Genomic DNA, 19,103 nt, shown 5'->3' on the forward strand with positions numbered 1-19,103 from the left:
GCGGTCAGACCGTGCCCGGAGTGCTGGGCGCGCCCGAGGTGCGGGGTGCGTCCGGGGTGCGGGGCGTGCCCGACGTGCGGGGTGCGCTCGGAGTGCCGGGCCCGCCCGGGGTGCGGGGCGTGCCCAGGGCGCGGGTGAAGCCCGGCGGGACGACCACGTCGTCGCGGGTCAGTTCGTGCACCGAGGAGCGGCCGAGGCCGAGCAGGGCGGAGTCGATGCCGCGGCTGATGATGTCCAGCACGTTCTCCACGCCCTGCTGCCCGGCTGCCGCGAGGCCCCACAGGTAGGCGCGGCCGATCATCACGGCCCGGGCGCCGAGCGCCAGCGCCTTGACGACGTCGCTGCCGCGCCGGACTCCGCCGTCCAGCAGCAGTTCGACCTGGTCGCCGACCGCGTCGGCGATGGCGGGCAGGGCGCGGATGGGGGCCGGGGTGGCGTCCAGGTTGTTGCCGCCGTGGTTGGACACGGAGATGGCGGTGACCCCGGCGTCGACGGCGCGCAGGGCGTCGTCGACCCGGCAGACGCCCTTGAGCAGGAACGGCCCGTCCCACTGCTCGCGCAGCCAGCGCACGTCCTCCCAGGAGGGGGGCGGGGTCTGCATCCACTCGCCGTAGGCGCCGAAGAAGGTGGGGGCGTCCCGGCCGGGCTCGGCGAGGTTGGGGGTGGTCAGGTCCGGCAGGCTCCGGGACTTGACGAAGTCCCACAGCCAGCGCGGGCGGCTCACCGCCTCGGGGGCGAAGCGCACCATCTCCTTCAGCGTCAGCCGCTCCGGGATCCGGGGGCTGCCCCAGTCGCGTCCGTAGGAGAACGACCAGTCGAGGGTGACGATCAGGGCTTTGGCGCCGGCCTCGCGGGCGTACTCGATGCGCCGGGTCATCGCGTCCTTGGAGCCCATCCAGTACATCTGGAAGAACGTGTTCGGGTTGGCGGCGACGACCTCGGCCAGCGGCTTGCTGGCGAAGGAGCTGAGCCCGATCGCGGTGCCGCGCGCGGCCGCGGCACGCGCCACGGCGACCTCGCCGTCGGGGTGCACGGCCTGCACGCCCGTCGGCGAGATGATCACCGGCAGGGCGATGTCCTGCCCGAGGACGGTGGTGGCCTGGTCCCGCTTGGGGGACAGGTCCGCCACATGCGGGGCGAAGCCCAGTTCGGCGAAGGCGGCGGTGTTGTCGTCGTAGGAGACGCCCTTCTCGGAGCCGGCGAGCAGGGCGCTGTAGACGGACTTCGGCAGCCGCCTGCGCGCTCGCCGCTGGGCCTCGGCGACCGTCTCGATCCACGCGCTCATCTCGTTGTCCCGTCCCCTTCGTTCTCTTCGTTCTCGTGGTGCTCGTCGTGCTCGTCGTCCGGTGCGTGAGTGGGGATGAGCCCCGCCAGCGGGCTCTCGTCGCAGGGGCGGTCCGGGCGGGCGGTGCGGACCGCGGGCATGCCGAGGGGGACCGTGCGGTGCGAGTGGTCCTTGCCCTGGCGCGGCAGCGCGCCCGGGTCGACCGCCGCGAGCGCGGCGGCACCATGCCCCTTGACGCACTCGGGGTCGGGGCCGTCCAGCGGCAGCCCGGTGAAGAACTTCGCGGCCATGCAGCCGCCCTGGCAGGTGTCGTACGCCGGGCAGCCCGAGCAGGCACCGCCGGTGCCGGGCCTGCGCAGCTCGGCGAAGAGCGCCGAGTCCCGCCACACCCGCTCGAAGCCGCCCGGCGCGCGGACGTTGCCCGCCTTGAACGCGTCGTGGAGGGCGAACGGGCAGGCGTAGACGTCCCCGACGGGGTCGATGAGGCATACGACGCGTCCGGCGCCGCACAGGTTGAGCCCCGGGAGGGGCTCGGAGCCGAGGGCGTTGAGGTGGAAGAACGAGTCCCCGGTGAGCACTCGTTCGCCGTGCCGGAGGAGCCAGTGGTAGATCTCCAGCTGTTGTTCCGGCGTCGGGTGCAGCTCGTCCCAGACGTCCGCGCCGCGTCCGGAGGGCCGCAGCCGGGTGATGCGCAGCTGGGCGCCGTAGCGATCGGCCAGCGCGGCGAACTCGTCGAGCTGGCTCACGTTCTGACGGGTCATCACGACCGAGATCTTGAAGTCGCGGAAGCCGGCCTCCGCGAGGTTCTCCATGGCGCGCACGGCCATGTCGTACGAACCCCGGCCGCGCACCGCGTCGTTGACCTCACGGGTGGCGCCGTCCAGGGAGATCTGGACGTCGACGTAGTCGGTGGCGGCCAGCCGCCGGGCCCGTTCGGGGGTGAGCCGCAGGCCGTTGGTGGAGAACTTCACGCCGACCCGGCGGGCGACAGCGTAGTCCAGCAGGTCCCAGAAGTCTGGGCGGACGGTGGGCTCGCCGCCACCGACGTTGACGTAGAAGACCTGCATGCGCTGCAGCTCGTCGATCACGGAGCGCATCTCGTCCGTGGTCAGCTCCTCGGGGTCGCGCCGGCCGGAGGAGGACAGGCAGTGCGCGCAGGAGAGGTTGCAGGCGTAGGTCCACTCCCAGGTCAGGCAGATGGGGGCGTGCAGGCCGCCCTTGAACTGCTCGGCCAGGGCGGGCACGGGCGGGGATTCGGGGGTGAGGGTCACGGCTGCGGCTCCGCTTCGGTGGGGACGATCATGTCGGCGGCGGCCAGGGAGGCCAGCGCCCGGCGGAAGGCCTCCCGGCGCCGCTCGGGCACCCCGGCCAGCACGTCCCGCACGCTGGTGCGGCCGTCCAGGCGCTGGACCAGCCCGAGGAGTTCGGGCGCCTTGAGGAACGACAGCCGGCGGTTGCCGAAGTGGTAGGCGAGCGCCCCGAACGGTTCGGGGCGCAGCGCGACACTCGGGCTGAGCCGGTACGGGCGGGCGGTGTCGAAGGCCGGGGTGGTCATCGCGGCCGGCCTAGTAGACGCCGCACATGCCGTCGATGGAGACCTCCTCGACGAGGACCTCCTCGCTCACGTCACCGTCCGCCGATACGGGCGCCGGGGCGGTGGCCTCCGGCTCGGCGAGGCGGTTCTCGTCCTGCACTGCGGGCATGGCGTCCTCCTGGGAACGGTGGCGGATGGAGTGAGGGGCCCGGCGCGTGGTCGCGGTACCGGACCCGATGCCGACGCTAGGACGCGGCCAAGGCGCCGTTCGCCCTGCTTCCGGCCGTCCCCGCCCTGCCCGGTCGGACAGGGCCGGGCCGCAGGGCGCCGGTGTTCCCGGGCCGGCCCCTGCGACCGGAGGGGGCCGGGACTGTCCTTCCGTGCCGATCTGCCGTCCGTGCGGCCGGTGTCGCCCGGAGCGCCGTTCCCGGAGGGTGAAGCCCGCCGCACACTGCCGGCACGTCCGTGCTCCCCCCGGACCCTGCGCCGCCGGCGACGGAGCAGTCGACGCAGCTCGCGCGGATCACCGCGCGGAAAGGACAGTCGCGATCATGCAGGTCGAAGAACTTCTCAAGCCCTTCCCCATCAAGGAGTTCCACCCCTTCCCCCGGGCGCTGATGGGCCCCGGCGCCCATGAGCTGATCGGTCCGGAGGCGAAGAAGCTGGGGTTCCGGCGGACGCTGGTGATGACCACGGGTCTGCGCGGCAGCGACACCGTGCACAAGATCGTCGAGTCGCTGAAGTACCACGGCCTGGAGGTCGTGCTGTACGACAAGGTCGAGTCCAACCCCAAGGACTACAACGTCATGGACGCCGTGGCGCTGTACCAGGAGAACGCCTGCGACTCCTTCGTCTCCATCGGCGGCGGCTCCGCGCACGACGCCTGCAAGGGCGCCCGGATCTCGGTGGCCCACGACGGCCGCAACGTCAACGACTTCGAGGGCTTCAACAAGTCGGAGAACCCCAAGAACCCGCCGCACATCGCGGTCTCCACCACGGCCGGCACCGGTTCGGAGACCTCGTGGGCGTACGTCATCACCGACACCACCACCGACCCGGACAACCCGCACAAGTACGTCGCCTTCGACGACGCCGCGGTGGCCTCCCTCGCCATCGACGACCCGACGCTGTACTACGACTGCCCGCTGGACTACACCGCCCAGTGCGGCTTCGACGTCCTCGCCCACGCCTCCGAGCCGTACGTCTCCCGGCTCGACTTCCAGCCGTCGCTGGGCAACGCGCTGCACGCCATCCGGCTGACGGCACGTCACCTGCGGCAGGCGGTGTGGAACGGCCAGGACCTGGCCGGGCGCGAGGGCATGATGTACGCCCAGTACATCGCGGCGCAGGCGTTCAACTCGGGCGGCCTGGGCATCATCCACTCCATCTCGCACGCCGTGAGCGCCTTCTACGACACCCACCACGGCCTCAACAACGCCATCGCGCTGCCCCGCGTGTGGGCGTTCAACATGCCCACGCACTACGAGCGGTTCGCGGACATCGCCGAGGCGATGGGCGTGGACACCCACGGCATGACCAAGGTCAAGGCGGCCGAGGCGGCGCTCGCCGCGGGCATCCGGCTGCTGCGCGACGTCGGCATCCCGGAGAAGTTCACCGACGTCCGCCAGGACACCTACTCCAAGAACCGCCTGGGCCAGGGCCCGACGAAGTTCTACGAGCGGGCCAAGGAGATCGCGGGCGACGCGGCCGACGTGGACCGCATCACCCACCACGTCCTCGGCGACGCCTGCACCCCGGGCAACGCCAAGGAGTGCACCTTCGACACCGTCCGCCCGGTCGTCGAGCACTGCATGACCGGCGACCTGGACGACCTGCTCGGCTGAGCGCTCCCCGGCGACGCCCGGCAGGCACGGGGGCGGGGAGACGGCCCGAGGTCATCGTCTCCCCGCCCCCGCTTCCCCGGCGTCCCCCCGACGGACGGAGGACACGTGCACACCATCCCCACCGAGGACACCGAGACCCACGCCGAGACTCCCGCGTTCGCCTCGGTCGACGACGTCGCCGAACGTCTCGCGGCCCACGGCTACATCGCCTCCCGGCGGCTCGCCACCACCGTGTTCCTGCTGACCCGGCTGAACAAGCCGGTGCTGCTGGAGGGCCCGGCCGGCGTCGGCAAGACCGAGCTGGCCAAGACCCTCGCCGCGGTCACCGGGCGCCGGCTGCTGCGGCTGCAGTGCTACGAGGGCCAGGACGAGAGCCGGGCCCTGTACGAGTGGGACTACGGCAAGCAGCTGCTCTACACCCAGATGCTGCGCGACAAGATCGGCGACCTCACGGCCGACGCCCCCGACCTGGCCTCGGCGGTGCGCCGGATCGCGGAGCAGGACAGCGTGTTCTTCTCCGACCGGTTCCTCGCGCCGCGCCCCCTGCTGGACGCGGTGCGCGGCGAGCAGCCCTCCGTGCTGCTGATCGACGAGGTCGACCGGGCCGACGAGGCGCTGGAGGCCGTGCTCCTGGAGTGCCTCGCCGAGTACCAGGTGTCGGTCCCGGAGGTCGGCACCTTCACCGCGAAGGTCCCGCCGTTCGTCGTGCTGACCTCGAACAACACCCGTGATCTGTCCGCCGCGCTCAAGCGCCGCTGCCTGCATCTCTTCCTGGACTACCCGGACGCGGAACGCGAGCTTCAGATCGTGCGGTCGAAGCGGACGGGGCTGCCGGAGGCGGCGGCACGGCACCTCGTCGAGGTGGTGCGAGGACTGCGCGAGCTGCCGCTGCGCAAGAGCCCGAGCATCTCGGAGACCATCGACTGGGCCCGCACGCTCGCGGTGCTCGGCGTGGAGGAGCTCGATCCGGCGGTCCTCGCCGAGACCGCCGGGGTGGTGCTCAAGTACGAGCGCGATCTCGGGCGCGCCCAGGAGGTGCTGCCCCGTCTGGTCGACCCCAACCGGGAGCTGCCCGAGCCGGGGCACCTGCACGGGGGCCACCACCACGACGGGCACCCTCACCACGGAGGCCATCACCACGGAGCCCATCACCACGACGGTCACCACCACGACGGGCACCCCCACCGCCACAACGGGCAGCACCGCGACACCGGCGACGACCCCGACGCCGGGCCCGACGGGCGTGAGGTGCGCAAGGCCAAGGACCTGCCGGGCCGGCACGACGACGGCTACTACGGCTCGCCCGGTCCCGGCCCCGTCCGCCGCGCCGAGCCCGGTTCCGGCCAGGGTGCCCGTGCCTTCGCCGCCGTGGCCCGCCGCCGCACCGGCGACGGCTGACAGCGGGGGTGGGAGATGGAAGCCGGGGTGCACCGATTCGTCCGCCTGCTGCGGCTGTCCGGGATGCGGGTCTCGGCCTCGGAGGCGTTGGACGCCATGCGCGGGGCCGCCCAGCCCGGTGTGCTCGCCGACCGGGAGACGCTGCGGGAGGCGCTGCGGATGACGCTGGTCAAGGACCGGCGGGACGACGAGCTGTTCGACGAGCTGTTCACCGCGTTCTTCGCGCTGCGCCCGGTGGCGCGGGACGCCGGAGGGCACGGTCACGATCACGCCCACGACGACCTGACCGACACCGGGGAGCTGGAGTCGTACACCGTCTCCGAGGAACCGGCCGGGACTCCGCGGCAGGGCCACAGCCACGGCAAGCCGTCCGACATCCGCGACTACTTCGACCAGCGGGACCTGGCCGAGCAGTACAACCTGCACCAGGAGGCCAACAAGATCGACCTGGCCTCGATGACCGACGAGATCGTGCTGTCGGAGGACGGCGGCACGGACGCCGCGGGCGCCCCCTCGGTGCAGCTGGAGACGGAGCGCCTGCACGGCGCCGGGGTGCCCGGACGGCTCGCCCCCGGCACCGGTCACCGGCTCGGCACCGAGCTGTCCGTGGCGCAGGCGGACGCCCTGCTCGGCCGCCCGTCCGGCGCGTCCGACGACGAACGGGACGACGACGCCGGTGCGCGTGGCCCGCTGGCCGGTGTCGTCGACCGGCTGCCCGAGTTGCTCGCCCGCCATCTGGACCGGCTCGCCGAACTCGAGGCGGTGGCCGTGGAGTCGGCCCGGATCGCCGGTCGCGCCCGCACCGAGAGCATCGACGAGGCGGAGCGGGAGCAACTGGAGGAGGCGCTGCGGCGGGTGGGCCGCACCCTGGGCGGGGCGCTCACCAGCCGCCGGCGCGCCACGCCCCGGGGCCGCGTGGATCCGGGCCGCACCATGCGCCGCAATATGCGCTACGACGGTGTGCCGTTCCGGCCGGTCACGGTGACCCGCGCGGAGGACCGGCCGCGGCTGGTCGTCCTCGCGGACGTGTCGCTGTCGGTGCGCGCCACCGCCCGCTTCACCCTGCATCTGGTGCACGGGCTGCAGTCCCTGTTCGGTCAGGTCCGCTCGTTCGCCTTCGTCGACGAACCGGTCGAGATCACCGAGCTGTTCGCGGAGCATCCGCTGCACAAGGCGCTCGGCCTGGTCTTCGACGGACTGCCGGCGGGCGGTCTGCTCGACGTGGACGCCACCTCCGACTACGGCCGGACGCTGGAGCTGCTGCTGGCCGAGCACTCCCCCGCGCTCGGCCGGCGCACCACGCTGCTGGTCCTCGGCGACGGCCGGGGCAACGGCAACCCGCCGGGACTGGCCGCCTTCGAGGAGATCACCCGCCGGGTGCGGCAGACGGTCTGGCTCACCCCGGAGCCGCGCTGGTCCTGGTCCCTGGGCGCCTGCGACCTGCCCCGGTACGCGGAGCACTGCGACCGGGTGCAGGTGGTCGGCGACCTCGCCGGGCTGGAACGCGTGGCCCACCGGCTGGCCGCGGAGGCGACCGGCCGATGAGCACCGTGGCAGATCCTCCGGCGGAGCGGCCGTCATGGTCCCGTCTCCTGACGGAGCAGCCGTCATGAGCGTCTCCCCGCCGCGCATCGCCGTCGCCGCGCGCCGCATCGACCCGCTGGCGCCGGGTGCGCCCGGCCGGTACACCGACGCGGTGGTGCACGTGGTGCGCGAGCGTCCCGGCTGCGCCACGGTGCCGGATCCCATCGTCCGCACCGAGCACTTCAGCCTGCGCCGCCGCGGCCGGCGGGTCGAACTGGGGCACTGGCTGCGCCCCGATCAGCTGGACAACGATCTGGCGGGACTCCTCGCCGAGGAGCTGTTCGCGCCGGGCTGGCTGTCCGGGAACGACGTCTTCGAGCGGGTGTTCACGGGCGTGGTGCGCTCCTGTGTGGACGGCCCGCTGGCCGCCTGGACCACCTTCTACGACAACACCCTCACCCGGATCCGGCGCTGCGCCCACCGGCCGGCTGACGCCGTGCACTCGTCGATCGCCGGGTTCGCCCCCGTCTACGGACGGGCCCTCGAACTCGTCGGCCGGGGCTCGGTGCTGGACCTGGGCTCCTGCTTCGGGTTCCTGCCGCTGCTGCTCGCCGAGCGGCGGCAGGGCGCGGTGACCGCGTCCGACCTCTCCCGGGGCACCATGCGGCTGCTGGCCGAGGTCGCGCGGGCGCGGGGCACCGCCCTGGCGACGCTGGTGTGCGACGCGGCGCGGGTGCCGCTGCCCGACCGGTCGGTGGACACCGTGACCGTCATCCACGTCCTGGAGCACCTGGAACCCGGGCACGGGGACACCGTGGTCCGGGAGGCGCTGCGGCTGGCGCGCCGCCGGGTGGTGGTGGCCGTGCCGTACGAGGACGAGCCGACCGCCGCGTACGGGCATGTGCGCTGCTTCGACCCGGACCGGCTCGCCGCGCTCGGCCGCCGCACCCGGGTGCCGTACGCGGTCGACTCGTACCACGGCGGCTGGCTGGTCCTCGACCCCGGCCGGTGACGCGGAGGAGCACCCCGGGCGAGCGACACCGATGAGCACAGAGGACCAGGCCGGACCTCAGATCACGCCCAGTTTGCTGGCCTCGTAGACGACCTCGGCGCGGCTGCCGACGTCCATCTTGCGCATGATGTTGCGCACATGGAACTTGACGGTGGTCTCCGAGATGTACAGTTCCGCGCCGATCTCGCGGTTGCTGAGCCCGCGGGCGAGCAGCGGCAGGACCTTCAGCTCGCGTTCGGTGAACCGGGGCTGTTCGGGCCCCACCCGCATCGAGCGGACCATCGCCGCGGCGGCGTGCGAGTCGAAGGCGCTCTCGTCGCGGGCCACGGCCCGGATGGAGCGCAGCAGTTCGGTGGTGTCGACGTCCTTGACGACATAGCCGCGCGCCCCGTGCCGGATCGCCTCGACCACGAGGTTGTCGTCGAGGAAGGTGGTCAGCACCAGCACCGCCAGTCGCGGATGGCGGCGGGTCAGGCTCGCGCACAGCTCCAGGCCCTCGGTGTCGGCCCCGGTGGACAGCTTCAGGTCCAGCAGCACGATCGCGGGCCGTACCCGGTCCACGACGGCCTCGGCCTCGGCGGCGGTGCTGGCCTCGCCGACCACCTCGAGGTCGCTCTCGCGCTCCAGGATCGACCTGAGCCCGTGCCGGACGATCGCGTGATCGTCCACCAGCACGATCCGCAGGGTGTCCGTGCTGCCCTGACGGGTGTCCGTGGTCGTGTCAGCGGTCATCGGCCGTCTCCTCGTCGACGCGTACCGGAAGCGGGATGCGGGCCCGCAGCAGGACGCCGCCCAGCTTCGAGCGGCGGATGGTCAGGCTGCCCCCGAGCTCCTCGACCCTGGCCACCATGTTGGCGAGGCCGCGGTGCCGGCCGGACAGGTCGGCGGCCCGGGACAGCGCCAGCACCCGCCGCAGATGCGCGGGGTCTCCGGTGCCGTCGTCGGAGACGGTCAGCACCAGCACGTCCGGCAGATAGCGGAGCCGGACCAGGGCGCGGGCGGCCTTGCCGTGGGTGGCGGAGTTGAACAGTGCCTCGCCGGTCAGCCGGAGCACGGACTGCTCGGCGCGCGGCGGCAGCGGCACCGGACGGCCCCGGACCTCCACCCGGACGTCCAGCGCGGTGGGCAGGTGCACCGTGGAGAGCCGCTCCAGCATCACCGGCAGCGGGCCCGGTGGCTCCTCGGTGTGGTGCAGCGCGTAGATGGAGGCGCGCAGCCGTTCCACGGCCTGCCGGTTGAGGTCCTTGGCCTCGGCGAGCCGCCCGGCGATCCGGGCCGCGGGTCCGCCCAGCGCCTCCAGTTCGGCCCGGCACACCTCCATCGTCATGCCCGCGCTGAGCACGTACTGGGTGACGCTGTCGTGCAGTTCGCGGGCGATGCGGTGGCGTTCGTCGTCGAGCGTCTGCCGGCGCATCGCGTCGAACAGGCGGGCCTGGGTCTCGGCGAGTTCCGCGCTGCGCGCGGCGAGGTCCCTGGCCTGGCGTTCGGCGGCCTCCGACAGCTCCTCGGTGCGGCCGCGCAGCGCGGTCGCGGCATGGAAGAGGTAGGTGTTGTGCAGGGCGACGGCGGCCTGGTTGGCGAGCACCCGCAGCACCGCGAGGTCGGTGTCCGCGACCTCCACGCCGGGGCCCGGCTGGGCGGCGATGCCGCCGACCGGCTCGTCGTCCAGGGTCATCGGCGCCCGCACCCAGCCGCCGCCCCCGGCGGGCGCCTCGGCCTCCCAGGGCCGGGTGCGCAGCACGGCCAGGTGCTCGCGCGCCTCGGCGGGCACCCGGGTCTCGTCGTCGATCAGCACGTCGTCGGCGTAGAGCAGGAAGCGCGGCCGGGCCGCGCGCAGCGCCCCGTCGGCGACCACCAGCAGCAGGCGGCGGGCCTGCAGATGCTCCGCCGCCGCCCGGATCACGGCCTCCACCAGGGCGCGCGGGCCCTCGGCGGTGCGCACCAGCGCACGGGAGATGCCGTCCAGGGCCTCCACGGTCCGCTCCAGCCGCTCCATGGAACGCACATAGGCGGGGTAGTAGGACCGTTTGCCCGACCGCAGCCCGGTGAGGACGCCCAGGTCGTCGGTCCACGGGGACCGTTCGGGAACGCTGCTCATCCGGCTCGCCTCTCCCGCTGGCCGTGGCGCTTCACAGCGCCTCGCGGAACAGCGTCTCGGCGGCGTGCCGGTCGATGTCGCGCGGGTTGGTGGCCATGCACGCGTCCTTCAGAGTGGTGCGGGCCAGTACGGACACGTCGGACTCCGCGACCCCGAGGCTCGCCAGCCCCTTGGGCACGCCCAGGTCGTCGGCGAGCGCGCGCACCCGATCGGCCAGCTGGATCGCCACCTCGTAGGGAGGGACGCCGTCGGTGGGGATCCCGGCCGCCGCGCCGAGGGCGGCGAAACGCTCCGGCCACGCCTGGGCGTTGAAGCGGATCACATGCGGCAGCAGCACGCCGTTGACCACGCCGTGCGGCGCGTCCAGCAGCCCGCCGACCTGGTGGCTCATGGCGTGGGTGGCGCCGAGGATGGCGTTGGTGAAGGCCATCCCGGCCTCCAGCGACGCCTGCGCCATGGCGAGCCGGGCGCCGAAGTCCTTCGGCTGGATCTGGGTGCGCACCAGGTTCCGGGTGATCAGTTCGACGGCGTGCAGGGCGTGGATGTCGGTCAGCGGATTGTGCGCCCGGGACACGAACGCCTCGATCGCGTGGGTCAGCGCGTCCAGGCCGGTCGCGGCGTTCAGCCAGTCCGGCATGGTGGTCAGCAGCCGCGGGTCGATGACGGAGATCTCCGGGACCAGGGTCCGGCTGACAATGGTGATCTTGATGTGCTGGGTGGTGTCCGTGATGACCGCGAACTGCGACACATCGGCGCCGGTGCCCGAGGTGGACGGCACCATCACGGTCGGCGGGATCGGCTGCACCACCCGGTCCACGCCCTCGTAGCCGAGGATGTGGCCGCCGTTGGACGCCAGGATCGCCACGCCCTTGGCGGCGTCGATGACGGAGCCGCCGCCGACGCCCACGATCACGTCGCAGCCGCTCTCCACGTACCGCCCGAACCCGGCCTCGACCTCGTGGTCCTTCGGGTTGGGGGTCACGTCGTGCCAGATCACGGGGCGCAGCCCGACCCGGCGCAGATGACCGGCGGCCTCCTCCACCCACCCGGCCTCGATCAGCCCCGGGTCGGTGACCAGGAACGGCCGGCGGCCGCCGAGCCGCAGCGCGCAGTGGCCGATCTCGGCCAGCGAGCCGGGTCCGAAGACGATCTCGGGTACATGGAACTTGGCCAGCCGGGCGGGCTGCGGGGCGGCCTCCGCGCCGGTCTGCTGCGGTCCGGCCAGCTCCCACCGCTGGTCACCGCTCCAGTCGGCACTCGGTTCCCGATCGGTGACCACCGGCCCTGGAATGAGCGCCACGCGACCTCCCCGGATCGTTGCTTGCAGTCGAGGCCGGCAACATAAGTGCAACCTTGATTTTGCCGCTTCGCTGTCGGATAACTCTTACAACAGACCGACTGGCCCTTACCTCCTCACCGAGCACCACCGTAGGCATGCGCGTCCACGGGCGGAACCCGTCCGACCGGAGCGCGCGTACCCGTCCGAATGGACAGGTGTGCTCCGGTCCGCCCCGGCGGACAATGGCCGACTGTCCCCGTTCGACGACAGGGAAGCAGATGTCACAGCGCAGCGACCTCTGGCAGCGCAGGGCGACGCTGGAGGACGAGTGGTCCCGCTGGGTGGCCGGCCGCAAGGCGGTCGGGGCCATACCGCCGGCCCGAGGGGCGCTGCGGCCCGAGGTGACCGAGTCGTGGGGCCGCTCCCTGGTCATGGTGGACCCGCGGGTGGACAGCGCGCCGGTGTCCGAGGACGGTTCGGTGGCCCGCCGCTGGGCCGGCTCGCCGCTGCGCCGGCCGGTCGACGACCTGGCGGACGAGCTGCGCAGCATCGCCGAGGACGCCGGTTTTGTCAGCGCCGTGACCGACGAGTCCGGCACCATCCTGTGGACCTGCGGCGGACGCACCATGCGGGCCCGCGCCGAGCGGGTCAACTTCGCGCCCGGCGGCCGCTGGGACGAGCCCGCCATGGGCACCAACGCCCTGTCGCTGGCGCTGCGCACCGGCCGCCCGAGCACCATCTTCTCCGCCGAGCACCTGGTGAGCGCGCTGCACGGCTGGGTCTGCTACTGCGCGCCGGTGCACGCACCCGACGGCCGCATCCTCGGCGTGCTTGACCTGTCCACCACCTGGGACCGCTCGCACCCGCTCGCGATGTCCACGGTCCGCTCCCTGGTGTCCGCCATCGAGAGCCGGCTGCGCACCGAGCTGCCCGCGCAGCCGCCGGCTCTGTCCGCCGCGCCCGTGCGGCTGACCTGCCTGGGCGCCGAGCGGGCCGAACGCGGCGGCGCCCCGCTGCCGTTGCGCCCGCGCCAGCTGGAGATCCTCACCCTGCTGGCGCTGGAGCCGGAGGGCTTCACCGCCGACCGGCTGCGGGAGGCGCTGTACGGCGACCGCCCGGTCACCGCGTCCACGTTCAAGGCGGAGGTCTCCCATCTGCGCCGCGCGCTGGGCGGCGGGATCGCGCCGCGCCGCTACGCCCTGACCGGCCCGGTCTCCTGCGACGCCGTGGACGTGCTGCACGCGCTGAAGCAGGGCGACCTCACCACCGCGCTGCGCCACTACGGCGGGCCGCTGCTGCCCCGCTCCGAGGCGCCCGGCATCGTCGAGTGGCGGGCCCAGCTGGAGGTCGCCGTGCGCGAGGCGGTCCTGGCCAGCACCGATCCCCAGCACAGCCTGAGCTATGGCGAGCGGGCCCCGTACGACGCGGAGGTGCACCAGCGGGCGCTGCGGCTGCTGGCGCCCGGCGACACCCGCCGGCCGATCGCGGTGGGCCGGCTCAGCACCGCGCTGCGCGACTGAGAAGGGGGCCGTTCGCGCCAACCTCCCGCCAACCTCGGGGAGTCACAGTGAGCGGCATCACGACGGCACGGTCCGTCGGACCACCGCAACTCACCATCCCCTGAGGAGAGCCGCCATGGTGTACGCGCAGCCCGGCACGGACGGCAGCATCGTCGCCTTCAACAGCCGGTACGACAACTTCATCGGCGGAAAGTGGGTCGCCCCCGTCGAAGGCCGCTACTTCGAGAACCCGAGCCCGGTCACCGGCAAGGTCATCTGCGAGGTGGCCCGCTCCTCCGCCGCGGACATCGAGCTGGCGCTGGACGCCGCGCACGCCGCCGCGCCTGCGTGGGGCCGTACCTCCACCACCGAGCGGGCGAACATCCTCAACAGGATCGCCGACCGGATCGAGGAGAACCTGGAGAAGATCGCCGTCGCGGAGACCTGGGAGAACGGCAAGCCGGTGCGCGAGACGCTGGCCGCCGACATCCCGCTCGCCGTGGACCACTTCCGGTACTTCGCCGGGGTGGTGCGCGCCCAGGAGGGCAGCATCGCGGAGATCGACGCGGACACGGTGGCGTACCACTTCCACGAGCCGCTGGGCGTGGTCGGTCAGATCATCCCGTGGAACTTCCCGATCCTGATGGCCGCGTGGAAGCTGGCGCCCGCGCTGGCGGCCGGCAACTGCGTGGTCATCAAGCCCGCCGAGCAGACCCCGGCCAGCCTGCTGTACGTGGTCGAGCTGATCGCCGACCTGCTGCCGCCGGGCGTGCTCAACGTCGTCAACGGCTTCGGCGTGGAGGCGGGCAAGCCGCTGGCCTCCAACCCGCGCATCGCGAAGGTGGCGTTCACCGGTGAGACCACCACCGGACGCCTGATCATGCAGTACGCCAGCGAGAACATCATCCCGGTCACGCTGGAGCTGGGCGGCAAGTCGCCCAACATCTTCCTGCCGGACGTGACGGCCGCCGACGACGACTTCCTGGACAAGGCCGTCGAGGGCTTCGTGATGTTCGCGCTCAACCAGGGCGAGGTGTGCACCTGCCCGTCCCGGGCGCTGATCCACTCGTCGATCTACGACGAGTTCATGGCCCGCTGCGTCGAGCGCACCAAGGCCATCGTCAGCGGCAACCCGCTGGACCCGGCGACCATGATCGGCGCGCAGGCCAGCAACGACCAGTACGAGAAGATCCTGTCCTACATCGACATCGGCAAGAAGGAGGGCGCCGAGCTGCTCACCGGCGGCGGTCCGCGCACGGTGGAGGGGCTCGAGGGCGGCTACTACATCGAGCCGACGATCTTCCGGGGCACCAACGACATGCGGATCTTCCAGGAGGAGATCTTCGGCCCGGTGGTGTCGGTGACCACGTTCGACTCGGTCGACGAGGCCCTGAAGATCGCCAACGACACGCTGTACGGCCTGGGCGCCGGCGTGTGGACCCGGGACGGCAACACCGCCTACCGCATGGGCCGCGAGATCAAGGCGGGCCGGGTGTGGACCAACTGCTACCACGCCTACCCGGCGCACGCGGCGTTCGGCGGCTACAAGAAGTCCGGCATCGGCCGCGAGACGCACAAGATGATGCTCGACCACTACCAGCAGACCAAGAACCTGCTGGTGAGCTACTCGGCCAAGAAGCTCGGCTTCTTCTGATGGGAGCGCGCGTGACCCGGGTCGAACTGACGCAGGCGGCCGAGGAACTGGTGGACAAGCTGAAGGGCATGCACGGTCCGCTGATGTTCCACCAGTCCGGCGGCTGCTGCGACGGCAGCGCACCGATGTGCTACCCGCGCGGCGAGTTCCGGGTCGGCGCCTCCGACGTCCTGCTCGGACATGTCGCCGGTGACACGCCGTTCTGGATGAGCGCCGACCAGTACGCCTACTGGCGGCACACCCACCTCACCGTCGACGTGGTGCCCGGCCGGGGCAGCGGCTTCTCGCTGGAGGCGCCCGAGGGCGTCCGCTTCCTGCTCCGCTCCCGGGTTCTCACCGACGAGGAGTTCCAACGGGCCGAGGCGGAGCCGCCGTTGCCGACGGGGGCCGACGTCACGGACTGACACGGTTGCCGCGAAGTGCCGGGGGAATCCTTGATTCCAGAACTTCCCCCGGAACATCCCCCGGCACTTCGGGAGCATCATGCTGCGCGGTATCGACGTCAGTTCGTACCAGCCCTCGTCCTACGACACCGACGGCCTCTCCTTCGTCTTCATCAAGGCGACCGAGGGCCGTTCCTACGTCAACCCCAAGCTCGCCGCCCAGACGAAGACGGCCCGCGACGCCGGTCTGGTGACGGGCTTCTACCACTTCCTCTGGCCGGGCCATCTCACCGCCCAGGCCGAGTACTTCGTCTCCAAGGCCCCGGAACGCGCCGGGGACATCCTCGCCGTCGACTGGGAGGCCACGGGCGACGGGACCCGGGCCAGCAACGCGGAGAAGGACTCCTTCATCCGCACGGTGAAGTCACTCCGCCCGGACCACCGGGTGATCCTCTACTGCAACCGCAACTTCTGGCTCAACGTGGACACCACCTCCTACGCCGGCGACGGCCTGTGGATCGCCGACTACGTCACCGCGGGCAAGCCCCGCATCAAGGCCAAGTGGCGCTTCCACCAGTACACCGACGACCCGCTGGACAAGAACGTCGCCGGCTTCGCCGGCAAGGCGGCACTGCAGGAGTGGGCCGGGGGCGCCTGAGGCCCGGCCGCGAGACCGGGCCTCAGGCGCTGCGGGTCACCCGGCGCCGCGGGTCACTTGTTCAGGTGGGCCCAGAACTCGTCGAAGGACAGCAGCTTGTCGCCGTCGAGGTCGCGGCTGGCGATGATCGCCTCGGCGACCGCCTCGGTGACGTTCCAGTCGCCGCCCTGGGCCAGAGCGGTCTTGAACTCGGCAGCGGTGATGTAACCGTCCCCGTTCGTGTCGATCCGCTCGAACTGCTTGCGCGCTTCTTCGATGTCCGCCACCGATCCGCCCCTCGTTCATGTGCTCTTCGTACTGGCTTGCTGTCGCAGGTCAGATTAGCTGGCCGCCCTCGCGTCCAGTGCGGCGACCACCCAGGCGAACTCCGCCTCGTAGGAGGCGGGGGGTTCCTGGCCGTTCACGATCGCGTTGAGGGCGCGGTAGCGGGCGAGGCGCGGGTCGGTGCCCGCGGCGAGGCGCTCCTTCACGGCGGCGGGATCGGCGTCACCGATCAGGTCGCGCAGGATTTCGGCGGCGCGAGGCGATTTTGGGGCGACGTTCTCCTTGAGGGCCTCGCCGGCGCGCTGCACGAGGCGGCTCATGAACCACAGGGAGGTGCCCGCGGGGGTGTCCGGGGCCCGGTCGGCCGCGTTGAACTCGATCATTCTGCGCATGGCGGCCCGGAACTCCGGGTCCTGGATCAGCTCGGCCAGCTCCACCCAGGCGTCCACCTGCTCGGGGGTGGGGTCGTCGGGCAGGTCGGCCGCGGCGAAGCGCAGCCGGCCGCGGATGTCGGGGTCGGCGGTGTCGAGGCCCTCGAAGATCTCCGTCATGAAGTCGTCGACGATGCGGCGGCGCTCCGCCGCCGACAGGCGGGCCAGTCTGTTCATCAGTGTCGTCTCCTCGGCGGTCGAGCCGCGTCGTGCCACGGTCGACAGCACCGCACGGGTCACCTTCAGAGTGCGGATCTGTGCGTCCAGGGCCGCCACATGGGCCGCCGCGACCTGGGCGACGGTGGTCTCGCCGGCCAGGATCCGCCGGACGTCCGCCAGCGACAGGCCCAGTTCGCGCAGGGTGCGGATCAGCTCGAGGCGGGCCGCTGCTGCGGCGTCGTAGAGGCGGTAGCCGCCGCTGGAGCGGGCCACCGGGGGCAGGGCGCCCTCGTCGGACCAGTAGCGGATGGTGCGCACGGACAGGCCGGTGGCGCGGGCCAGCTCACCGATGGTGAACAGCTCGGTGCCGTCTTCATTCATGGCGAGGAGTGTGGTGTCTCCAGCGGGTGGAGACTCAAGGACGCGCCCGGCGGTCTGTGACGCGGGGCGCGCATGGTGGCCGGTGACACCGGATGCGCGCTCAGCGGTCGGTGACGCGCATCTCGAACCAGGTGGTCTTGCCGCGGGGCAGCAGGTCGACGCCCCAGCGGTCGGCCAGCTTGTCGACGAGGAAGAGGCCGCGTCCGCTGATGTCCATCTCCTGGACCGGCATCAGACAGGGCAGGCCGCGGGACGGGTCGCGGACCTCGACGCGGATCCAGCCGCGGCGGTGGCGCAGCCGCAGCCCGAAGACGCGGGCGCCGGTGTGGCGTACGGCGTTGCCGACCAGCTCGGAGACGAGTAAGACGGCGTCCTCGGTGGTCCTGGCGTTGAGGCCCCACTGGCGCAGGATCACCATCTGGACCAGTCGGCGGGCGGTGGCCGCGGACTCGGGGCGGGACGGCAACGGAACCTCTTGCTCCGTGGGGTTGCCGAACAACTCCAGCGCCTTCAGGGAGCGTTCGTCCTCGACCGTCGGCGACCAGCGCGACGCAGTGGCACGTCCGTCTCCCCGCGGCTGTTCCATACCCTCCAGCCCCGCCATGCCCCCATCATGACCGCCGGGGGCGGCCCCGGGGGCCGTTCCGGAGGAATACGCCCCCCGTGCGCCCCCCTTCCGCATCGGTCCGCCGTCATATGCCAGAGGCATTTCGCAGCCGTCGGCACCCTGCCTCACCTGCGGAAACGGCTCGCTCTGCGGCAATCGACGGACTCCCTCGACAAGGCGGGCTTAAGACGCCCTTAAGGCTGCCATAAACCGCCCTGCCGAGGGACTGGAATCAGACATCGCGTCAATTGCAAGCCCTGGCGCAGGTTTTCACCTCGCCGTCAGAGGACCGTCAGAGGACCGTCAGAGAAACTTCGCCTTGCCCGGCCCTTCCTCCACGAAGCTGCGCATCCCGCGCTCCCGGTCCTCGGTGGCGAACAGGCCCGCGAACCAGTTGCGTTCCACGGCGAGACCGGTGTCGATGTCCGTCTCCAGGCCGGTGTCGATGGACTCCTTGGCCGCGCGCAGCGCGATCGCCGGCCCCTGCGCGAGCTTCGCCGCCCAGGCGTGCGCGGCGGAGTACACCTCCTCGGCGGGCACCACCCGGTCCACCAGGCCCAGCGCCAGCGCCTCGTCGGCCTTGACCTGGCGGCCGGTGAAGATCAGGTCCTTCGCCTTGGACGGGCCGATCAGCCGCGCCAGGCGCTGGGTGCCGCCCGCGCCCGGGATGAGGCCGAGCAGGATCTCCGGCTGGCCCAGCTTGGCGTTCTCCGCCGCGATGCGGTAGTCGGCGCAGAGCGCCAGCTCGCAGCCGCCGCCGAGCGCGTAGCCGGTGACCGCGGCCACCACCGGCTTGGGGATGCGGGCCACCGCGGTGAAGGAGTCCTGCAGGGCGCGGGCGCGCAGGACCATCGCGGTGTGGTCCATGGCCTGCATCTCCTTGATGTCCGCGCCGGCCGCGAACACCTTCTCCCCGCCGTAGATCACCACGGCCCGCACGTCGTCGCGGCGGGTGGCCTCCTCGGCGAGTTCCTTGAGCCGGTCCTGGGTGGCGACGTCCAGCGCGTTCATGGGCGGGCGGTCCAGGCGCAGCGTGCCGACGCCCTCGGCGACTTCGAGATTCACGGTCATGAGAGCAGGTTAACGGGGGCTA

The 19,103-nt window shown here is 72.2% G+C and carries 19 protein-coding genes; 8 read left to right on the forward strand and 11 right to left on the reverse strand.

All coding sequences use genetic code 11. From position 1 onward, the window contains the following. Positions 1-4: 4 nt before the first annotated feature. Genes mftD through mftA form a run of 4 tightly spaced genes read right to left on the reverse strand, consistent with a single transcriptional unit; the run spans position 5 to position 2,988 of the window. Entirely contained in the window at positions 5-1,285 is a 1,281-nt protein-coding gene (mftD, locus tag ABD207_RS10495) for a pre-mycofactocin synthase MftD (protein ID WP_344011883.1), read from the reverse strand. Then, positions 1,282-2,556, reverse strand: coding sequence for a mycofactocin radical SAM maturase (gene mftC / locus ABD207_RS10500; RefSeq protein ID WP_344011884.1), 1,275 nt, complete (start codon positions 2,554-2,556; stop codon positions 1,282-1,284). Before mftC ends, mftD begins: the two co-directional genes overlap by 4 nt. Then, on the reverse strand, positions 2,553-2,840 hold the full coding sequence (gene mftB, locus ABD207_RS10505) for a mycofactocin biosynthesis chaperone MftB (RefSeq protein WP_344011886.1): 288 nt from the start codon (positions 2,838-2,840) through the stop codon (positions 2,553-2,555). Before mftB ends, mftC begins: the two co-directional genes overlap by 4 nt. Positions 2,841-2,850: 10 nt before the next feature. Then, positions 2,851-2,988: a mycofactocin precursor MftA gene (gene mftA, locus ABD207_RS10510; protein ID WP_344011888.1), complete on the reverse strand. Its 138-nt coding sequence runs from the start codon at positions 2,986-2,988 to the stop codon at positions 2,851-2,853. Positions 2,989-3,370: 382 nt separating this feature from the next. Between mftA and mdo the strand changes: the two genes are divergently transcribed. From mdo to mftM, 4 genes are all read left to right on the forward strand, one after another. Next, positions 3,371-4,663, forward strand: coding sequence for an NDMA-dependent methanol dehydrogenase (gene mdo / locus ABD207_RS10515; protein WP_344011890.1), 1,293 nt, complete (start codon positions 3,371-3,373; stop codon positions 4,661-4,663). Positions 4,664-4,768: 105 nt separating this feature from the next. Further along, positions 4,769-6,061 carry an AAA family ATPase gene (locus ABD207_RS10520; RefSeq protein ID WP_344011892.1) on the forward strand — a complete coding sequence of 431 codons (1,293 nt, stop codon included), beginning with the start codon at positions 4,769-4,771 and terminating at the stop codon, positions 6,059-6,061. Between the two features lie 27 nt (positions 6,062-6,088). Then, positions 6,089-7,606 carry a VWA domain-containing protein gene (locus tag ABD207_RS10525; RefSeq protein ID WP_344011893.1) on the forward strand — a complete coding sequence of 506 codons (1,518 nt, stop codon included), beginning with the start codon at positions 6,089-6,091 and terminating at the stop codon, positions 7,604-7,606. A gap of 64 nt (positions 7,607-7,670) precedes the next feature. Next, complete coding sequence (gene mftM / locus ABD207_RS10530; protein ID WP_344011895.1) at positions 7,671-8,597, forward strand: mycofactocin oligosaccharide methyltransferase MftM; 927 nt, start codon at positions 7,671-7,673, stop codon at positions 8,595-8,597. 57 nt (positions 8,598-8,654) lie between these two features. Here mftM and ABD207_RS10535 read toward each other — a convergent pair whose 3' ends face one another. The 3 genes from ABD207_RS10535 to ABD207_RS10545 are packed head-to-tail and all read right to left on the reverse strand — an operon-like array spanning position 8,655 to position 11,995. Then, complete coding sequence (locus ABD207_RS10535; protein WP_344011896.1) at positions 8,655-9,329, reverse strand: MadR family response regulator transcription factor; 675 nt, start codon at positions 9,327-9,329, stop codon at positions 8,655-8,657. Further along, the gene (locus tag ABD207_RS10540) at positions 9,319-10,695 is read right to left on the reverse strand and encodes a MadS family sensor histidine kinase (protein ID WP_344011897.1); all 1,377 of its coding nucleotides are present in this window, start codon (positions 10,693-10,695) and stop codon (positions 9,319-9,321) included. Before ABD207_RS10540 ends, ABD207_RS10535 begins: the two co-directional genes overlap by 11 nt. Positions 10,696-10,726: 31 nt before the next feature. Beyond that, entirely contained in the window at positions 10,727-11,995 is a 1,269-nt protein-coding gene (locus tag ABD207_RS10545; RefSeq protein ID WP_344011898.1) for an iron-containing alcohol dehydrogenase, read from the reverse strand. A gap of 257 nt (positions 11,996-12,252) precedes the next feature. On the opposite strand from ABD207_RS10545, the gene ABD207_RS10550 reads away from it, so the two are divergent. The 4 genes from ABD207_RS10550 (at position 12,253) to ABD207_RS10565 (ending at position 16,168) form a co-directional block, all read left to right on the forward strand. Next, entirely contained in the window at positions 12,253-13,494 is a 1,242-nt protein-coding gene (locus ABD207_RS10550) for a GAF domain-containing protein (protein WP_344011899.1), read from the forward strand. 115 nt (positions 13,495-13,609) lie between these two features. Further along, positions 13,610-15,127 (forward strand): aldehyde dehydrogenase, encoded by a 1,518-nt coding sequence (gene adh / locus ABD207_RS10555; protein ID WP_344011901.1) that lies wholly within the window; start codon positions 13,610-13,612, stop codon positions 15,125-15,127. Next, positions 15,127-15,531 carry a DUF779 domain-containing protein gene (locus ABD207_RS10560; protein WP_344011902.1) on the forward strand — a complete coding sequence of 135 codons (405 nt, stop codon included), beginning with the start codon at positions 15,127-15,129 and terminating at the stop codon, positions 15,529-15,531. Before adh ends, ABD207_RS10560 begins: the two co-directional genes overlap by 1 nt. A gap of 79 nt (positions 15,532-15,610) precedes the next feature. Then, positions 15,611-16,168: a glycoside hydrolase family 25 protein gene (locus ABD207_RS10565; RefSeq protein ID WP_344011903.1), complete on the forward strand. Its 558-nt coding sequence runs from the start codon at positions 15,611-15,613 to the stop codon at positions 16,166-16,168. A gap of 53 nt (positions 16,169-16,221) precedes the next feature. Here the strand turns inward: ABD207_RS10565 and ABD207_RS10570 are convergent, their stop codons facing one another. The 4 genes from ABD207_RS10570 to ABD207_RS10585 all read right to left on the reverse strand — a co-directional run bounded on the left by ABD207_RS10570 (position 16,222) and on the right by ABD207_RS10585 (position 19,081). Then, positions 16,222-16,434, reverse strand: a complete 213-nt coding sequence (locus tag ABD207_RS10570) for an EF-hand domain-containing protein (protein ID WP_344003974.1) — start codon at positions 16,432-16,434, stop codon at positions 16,222-16,224. 54 nt (positions 16,435-16,488) lie between these two features. Then, positions 16,489-17,403 (reverse strand): helix-turn-helix domain-containing protein, encoded by a 915-nt coding sequence (locus ABD207_RS10575; RefSeq protein ID WP_344011905.1) that lies wholly within the window; start codon positions 17,401-17,403, stop codon positions 16,489-16,491. A gap of 100 nt (positions 17,404-17,503) precedes the next feature. After that, positions 17,504-18,112 (reverse strand): ATP-binding protein, encoded by a 609-nt coding sequence (locus tag ABD207_RS10580; protein WP_344011907.1) that lies wholly within the window; start codon positions 18,110-18,112, stop codon positions 17,504-17,506. 201 nt (positions 18,113-18,313) lie between these two features. After that, on the reverse strand, positions 18,314-19,081 hold the full coding sequence (locus tag ABD207_RS10585; protein WP_344011910.1) for an enoyl-CoA hydratase/isomerase family protein: 768 nt from the start codon (positions 19,079-19,081) through the stop codon (positions 18,314-18,316). Positions 19,082-19,103: the final 22 nt, after the last annotated feature.

Source organism: Streptomyces thermospinosisporus, from assembly GCF_039526425.1.
GTDB classification, from domain to species: domain Bacteria; phylum Actinomycetota; class Actinomycetes; order Streptomycetales; family Streptomycetaceae; genus Streptomyces; species Streptomyces thermocarboxydovorans.